Source organism: Peribacillus sp. 05N428, assembly GCF_056397085.1.
The window spans coordinates 1-6,433 of the sequence record NZ_JBFTMS010000082.1; the positions used below are offsets into that span (position 1 = coordinate 1).

5 protein-coding genes and 3 pseudogenes are annotated in these 6,433 nt (G+C 37.9%); 5 read left to right on the forward strand and 3 right to left on the reverse strand.

Going from position 1 to position 6,433, the window contains the following annotated elements:
* Positions 1 to 430 precede the first annotated feature (430 nt).
* From AC1DIV_RS29355 to AC1DIV_RS29370, 4 genes and pseudogenes are all read left to right on the forward strand, one after another.
* Positions 431 to 586 (forward strand): annotated as a pseudogene (locus tag AC1DIV_RS29355) (JAB domain-containing protein); the annotation flags it as partial.
* Between the two features lie 597 nt (positions 587 to 1,183).
* A complete protein-coding gene (locus AC1DIV_RS29360; RefSeq protein ID WP_477577915.1) occupies positions 1,184 to 1,672 on the forward strand; it encodes a hypothetical protein in 489 nt (162 codons plus the stop codon).
* Positions 1,656 to 2,282 (forward strand): hypothetical protein, encoded by a 627-nt coding sequence (locus AC1DIV_RS29365; protein ID WP_477577916.1) that lies wholly within the window; start codon positions 1,656 to 1,658, stop codon positions 2,280 to 2,282. Before AC1DIV_RS29360 ends, AC1DIV_RS29365 begins: the two co-directional genes overlap by 17 nt.
* A gap of 324 nt (positions 2,283 to 2,606) precedes the next feature.
* Positions 2,607 to 3,613 (forward strand): annotated as a pseudogene (locus AC1DIV_RS29370) (IS110 family RNA-guided transposase); the annotation flags it as partial.
* Positions 3,614 to 3,887: 274 nt separating this feature from the next.
* Here AC1DIV_RS29370 and AC1DIV_RS29375 read toward each other — a convergent pair.
* The 3 genes and pseudogenes from AC1DIV_RS29375 to hxlA form a co-directional block, all read right to left on the reverse strand.
* A pseudogene (locus tag AC1DIV_RS29375) lies at positions 3,888 to 4,360 on the reverse strand (Gfo/Idh/MocA family protein); the annotation flags it as partial.
* A 350-nt stretch (positions 4,361 to 4,710) separates the two neighbouring features.
* Positions 4,711 to 5,268, reverse strand: a complete 558-nt coding sequence (gene hxlB, locus AC1DIV_RS29380) for a 6-phospho-3-hexuloisomerase (protein WP_477577917.1) — start codon at positions 5,266 to 5,268, stop codon at positions 4,711 to 4,713.
* An 8-nt stretch (positions 5,269 to 5,276) separates the two neighbouring features.
* Positions 5,277 to 5,909: a 3-hexulose-6-phosphate synthase gene (gene hxlA / locus AC1DIV_RS29385; protein ID WP_477577918.1), complete on the reverse strand. Its 633-nt coding sequence runs from the start codon at positions 5,907 to 5,909 to the stop codon at positions 5,277 to 5,279.
* A gap of 204 nt (positions 5,910 to 6,113) precedes the next feature.
* Between hxlA and hxlR the strand changes: the two genes are divergently transcribed.
* On the forward strand, positions 6,114 to 6,433 hold a 320-nt coding region (gene hxlR / locus AC1DIV_RS29390), incomplete at its 3' end, for a transcriptional activator HxlR (protein WP_477577919.1).

Sequence of the window (6,433 nt, forward strand, 5' to 3'; positions counted from 1 at the left end):
GTATGAATAAGTTGCTTCATTGGATTTACGCTTTATTAAAGAGAAAAGAAGCATTCCTAGATTTAGCCTGATTAACGATTTTGTGAAACAGAGAAAAATCCTTCCAAAAGGGTTTTGGAGGGTTATTTGTCATGAACAAAAATAGTATATCATAAGGGAAATGAAAATTTTAGAGAAAGATATTGACATCCTATTAGCTGGTTTAGTTCATTAAGAAGTATGGAAAATGATCAAACAATTTTATAAAAGAATCATTCAATTGAATATATTAAGAGCGTGTTTTGGTCAATCTTTTTTCAAAACACGCTCTTTCTTTTCGTTTTACCAAGGTTTTTAATATCAATTTGATCAAACTTTATTTTAAAATACAATCAAAAAAATGGATAAGTTAGGTATAACCGAACTTACCAAGGAGAAACATGTCCTTTTCCACCCATCGGGTGACCCAACCCCGAGTATGGAAGACATTGAAGTCACAAAGCGATTGGCGGAAGCAGGGAAAATTATAGGGATTGAAGTTTTAGACCATTTGATTGTTTCCCATACGGGTAAGTATGTTAGCTTAAAAGAAAAGGGGTATTTTTAATAAGAAGAAAGACGAGCAAGAGGGGGATGGTTCTCCCTTTTGTTTTATAGGGACTGGGTACCTTTGGAAAAGCACTGAAGGAAATAACCAATAAAAGGAGGCACACCGGCTGGATCGTCAGCTGGTGTGTTCACGCATGGAGAAAAAAACATCCGTTTTTTCTTGTAGAGTAGGCATCGAGCCTGCTTGACGGTTGCTTGATGCAACCTATAAAATTTACAGTAGCTCCTTCAGGTAGAAGGAACAATTTGGTGAGCAAATATTTTACGCATAATAAAAGTCAGAATGTTATTCCTTCGCTTTGCTCTTACTTTATCTTTACCTTTACAATTTTCCCTCCAGCCTTTTTACCCGCCTGTTCCATTAGTTTCGCAAACTGCTTCTTTATCTCTGTATCCTTTTTGTTCTTTTTCATATATATCCCTCGCAATTTAATATTCTTGCTAAATAGTATCGCCCTGGTAAAGGAAGCTTATACATTCCCCAGTTCTAAAGTGACCCCTTCCCCACTATATTGTTAGTAAAGTGGAAAACTGGCAAAGTGACCCTAAGATATGTTTCCATTTTTACAGAATGAGAGGGGAGAGGAGGGAAGGGATGTCATCATTAAACCCTTTTTTCGAGGAAATGAAGAAAAAGGACCCTAAACCAAAAGCTATTCAAAAAACATCTTCTGGAGGTCCTTCGCACAAAATAACGTCGGTGAGGAAAGTCAGGAAAGACAAGCAGCATGACATTAAGTTCCCTGTAGATTATGTCATGAAGGTCAAGCTCCGGACGCTTTGCAAAACGTTAAATCACATATATAAGCAAAGAACGGGAAAATCCTTGACCCAAACGGCCTGCAATACCTTATTGCTAAGGTTCGGTTTGACTAGATGGAAGGATGTGAATTATGCATTGGACTATACGGACACGAAGGAATATATGCACACCTACTTGTTGGAAACGGAATACGGCGAAAGGGGAGGATTGCATGAAGTCGCTATCTTGAAGGACCTATCCGATCGGAGAGTTGCCTATTGCATGATCCATCATACCGTTGCCTGGTTAGAAAGAGGGGGTTCCATTGAAGAAATCCTATAGTCAATTTAACCTTTTATCGAACAAGCTGTTTTATGGGACCAAGGAAAAAAAGAGTTTTTTTGATTACTTCTTGCCAAAATATCGATATCTGCAAATCGAGGTACCCTATTATGAATTTTTAAGGGGGGAGGTATTCGTCGAAGACATGAAGGATTTGTTTGAAGAGGCTCCGCAAACCCTAAGCTTGTATCACCTTATTGCCCTCTTATACTTTGATTTTCTGGAACAAGTGAAAAAGGGGGCCAAATATGAACAGCTCTGTCCCTTTTTAATTTCTTCCAAGAAAAAATTCCTGAAACGGCCGATGATCGAAAAGAGGGTATTGAAGCAGGTGACGACCAATCTTTTCTCATTCGAGCAAAGGGAAGAAGAAATCGAGGTGACCTCAGAAGAAAAACGAGCAGAAATCACCCTTCGAATAAAAGAGTCGGAGATTTACCGGGGGGAGGTGTTCCTGCATGACATTTCCCCATACTTGATGGAAGAAGAATTGAGGGTCGAGGATTTACTGGTGATTTTGTTCATGGACTTTCTGCAAAGGATTAAAGAAAAGGGAAACTCAAGCCAAGCCATGAAGGCCATTTTATTGAACTTTGAGGATTATTTTTGATGACTCTGGATAGTTCTCTACTATCCAGTTTTTTTATGAATTAAATCCGGTATAAGGATAATAATAAAGACTAATAAGTCTTCTCTAAATATATTAACCTCGATAGAATATATGTAATTTGCCCGGAACCAGTGGTTCAACCAGTAAGAAAGCCATTCAATGGGCAGCGCCATCGAATAGCTAAGAATTGAAAAAAGGTGAAAAATCTAGAGCAGTAAGAGCCACCAAAAGAGGCTGAAATGACGGTGAAAGGTAGTGGTATTTGTCCTTTGCTTCATTATGTATATGGTGGAATGGTACCACCATAGATGCCAAAGATTAAATAAACTTGAGGTAGCCATCGTGGGAATGGAACCTACAGGACATTACTGGATTAATCTTTCAAAATGGCTATTTAAACAAGGAATTGAGGTAGTAACGGTAAACCCCCACTTAGTAAAAAGGAATAAAGAAAACCGTGATAATACTCAGTCGAAAAGTGATAAGAAAGATGCCCTGGTCATCGCTGATATGGTGAAGAACAGTTACTACGCCTTTGTCAGGGACACTTCATAATCATTTGAGATACTTAGGGTCCTTATGTCTAACTGTGATGTGGTAGTTAAACGACTCGTTAGCACTATTAATCAATTAAACCGTTGGGTTGATATTGTCTTTCCCGAACTCAGGCAAGTATTTAAAGACATTACTGCTAAAGGGGCTATTGCCACACTTCGTTTATTTCCATCTCCAATGGAACTGTGTTCCCTGAAACCTGACGATGTTATTTCAGGATGGAAATCAATAATGAAGAGGCAGTCTGGATTAAAGAAAGCTCAATTACTTCGTCAGTTAGCTAAGAAATCTTTAGTCACAAGACAAGCACTTGAAGCGTATAAATTCCATTTGGACAATTATTAGAGGAGTATGATCTCGCAGTCTTACAACTCGAAAGAGTGGAACAAGAGGTTAAGGATGTATTAAAACAAATCCCTTTTGCTAAGAAGCTGCTTGCCATAAAGGGAATTAGTGAAATTTCTTTAGCCGGACTATTAGGTGAACCAGGAGATCTAAGTGGTTTTTCACACGGTAATTCTTTACTTCGGCACGCTGGGTTGCATTTGGCTGAAGCAAGCTCTGGAAAGTGGAAAGGCCAAATTGTCATTTCTAAGCGAGGGCGATCCAGGCTAAGGCGTTTCCTTTACTTAGCCACCATGAGCCTTGTGATGAATAACACGGAATTTCAAGCCATTCACTCCCATAATGTTAAAGTGAAAAAAATGAAGAAAATGAAATCGATTATGAAATTGGTAGGTAAGCTAGCTAGAATATTTGTTGGAATAGCACGCTGAAACGAGTCTTATTGTGCAGATAAATTTCAACCTATATCTGAACTGGTTGCGTAGTTTTAAAGGGGGATGTCTTAATAGGGTTCTCGAAGGGAACCTATGGTATAGCTATAAATACAAAAACCTATGAAGCAGAGAAGTACACTTAAAAAGGGGACAAGTATATGTTTATAAAATTTCACAGCAATATAACCTCCTCTAATGTACGGAGTACCAGATTTCTTGAACAAAAGGGCACCGACCCATCAGGATAGCATAACTGGCCTCCACCCCTTGGATAGGCATTAAGGACAATTCCTTCTTTGAATTTATCATAACGAGATGAATACTGACAATAGCTTGCAAAGTATCTAGGGATAGGACCAGTTTTATGTAAATTATCTTGAATGGCCTTGGAGTTTGGAAGTAATGTTGATTTCATTGCTTCCATTAATAGGGCGTTATGATCTTTTGCGGATTGAATCATCCTCGCTACTTCGGTTGCATTAACAACCAGTGGCTTTTCACATAACACATGTTTGCCATTTTGCAAAAATAAAATAGCTTGTTCTGCGTGATATGAATTGGGAGTAACAATGTACACCGCGTCAATTTCTTGACAAATGCCATTTCTTTTAGGTTTGTAAATATTTTTGTTACTCCATATTTACTTGCAAATTCTTCTACTCTACTAATAGTAGTTTAAAATCTTCTACATCATTTGCTGCTTCAAGTAATCTAATTAGTACCGATTACGCCGAATCGAACCATTTATTCAACCTTATTCCTTTGTTTTATAAAACGAAGAGTTTTGTTTACTACACTTATGAAGCGTTTTTCATCGCCAATAGGATTTTATTTTCCCATAAAAAAACTTATATTGACATGGGGCCTATCAGTGATAACCCAAATAGGGCTCATACTTTGAGTGATGGCTAATTTCTTGGCTGTGCCCCACCGTTAATAATGATCTCTGATCCGGCCATAGAAGGGACTGAAACAGAGGCTATTTTTTCTTTCCTGTATGGACTGTGTTATTTTTACTATGCAGTAAAGACCGCAAATTCATAAAAGAAATAAATGCGGTCTTTACGATGCTTCCATATTTTTTAAAGTGTACTCTATTCGAGATTGGCATGTTTGCCGTACATTTTAGTAGAGTCTAAGCCCTTTTTTTCCATAAAACGCAAGATCAATGCATCATAAAATAATAACATTGTTTGCTCAAAAAGTGACCCCATTGGTTGTATGGTCTTATATTCACTTTCAGTTTGATCTTTCGGTGATCCAGGCAATTTAATGATAATATCCGCTAATTTCCCAATCGTGGAGTCAGGGGAAATCGTTACAGCTGCGACCGTCCCACCTAAATTTTTTGCTTTTTCAGCGATCGAAACCAAGGTTTTCGTTTCACCTGAACCTGAACCGATGATCAACAAATCATCTTTTTCTAAATTTGCTGTTACAGTTTCACCGAYTACATAAGCATCGATTCCCATGTGCATCATTCTCATCACGAAAGATTTGCCCATAAATCCAGATCTGCCCGCACCTGCAACAAAGATTTTTTTGGATTCCAGAATCCTATTAACCAACATCTCTGCATTTTCGTCAGAGATTAAGTCGACTGTCCGACTTAATTCTTGAACGACTTCAGCTAAATATTGAGTTGTTTTCATAGTTATAATTAACCTTGTTTAATCAATTCTTGCATTTTAGCTGCAACTGCTTTTTTATCATCTTTGCTTGTGATACCGCCACCTACGATGACAAGATCTGGTTGTTCTTTAATCACATCTGGAAGTGTTTCTAATTTGATTCCGCCTGCAATAGCCGTTTTCGCATTTTTGACAACGCTCTTAATGGTTGCAAGGTCTTCGAAAGAATTTTTCCCTACAGCTTGAAGGTCATAACCTGTGTGAACGCAGATATAATCTACTCCAAGATTATCCAGTTCTTTCGCACGACCTTCAATGTCTTTAACTGCGATCATATCAGCAAGGATTTGTTTACCTTGTTTTTTTGCTTCTTCTACAGCACCTTTAATGGACTCGTCTTCAGCTGTACCAAGAATGGTGATGATGTCAGCGCCTGCTGCAGATGCTTGGCTAACTTCATATCCAGCTGCATCCATGATTTTAAGGTCAGCTAATACAGTTAAGTTAGGGAAGGCAGCTTTCACTTCCTTTACTGCTTTAAGGCCTTCATTAATCACAACCGGCGTGCCGATTTCTACAACATCTATATGATTTTCTACTTCTTTCACCAATTCAATGGCTCCTGGAATATCTACAAGATCTAATGCTAATTGTAATTTCATTTATTACTCGCTCCTTATATAATAGTATAATTGTGCCGYATAGCTTTCTTTTGCACAGTGTTATTGTATCCAATTGATAGCTATTTACTAACGGTATGATACTCAGTATACTGGGTATGTTACTAAATTAAAAGTATGCACTTTTTTATCAYATAGTAACAAAAAGTATACTATGGGACATAATAAGGGTTGGAGGTGAAATGAATGCCGAATCTTGGGGAAAAAGTGTTTAATTGTGAAAAAGAATTGACTCTTTCGATTATTGGYGGAAAATGGAAAATGTTGGTATTGTGGCATCTAGGAAAAGAAGGAACCAAACGTTTTGGTGAACTAAAGGCCCTCATGCCGGGTATCACTCAAAGAATGCTTGTTAATCAATTGCGCGAACTTGAAGACCATTTGATTGTTCATCGTGAAGTCTATCCTGTCGTTCCACCAAAAGTTGAATACTCACTCACTGAGTATGGAAGAAGTCTGATGCCTATTCTGGATGCTATGTATGACTGGGGTAAAGATTATATTGA

What these genes read in the sequence shown, in the direction of transcription:
- AC1DIV_RS29360 (WP_477577915.1), top strand. Translation starts at nt 1,184, where the DNA reads ATGTCATCATTAAACCCTTTTTTCGAGGAAATGAAGAAAAAGGACCCT.
- hxlA (WP_477577918.1), bottom strand. Translation starts at nt 5,909, where the DNA reads ATGAAATTACAATTAGCATTAGATCTTGTAGATATTCCAGGAGCCATT.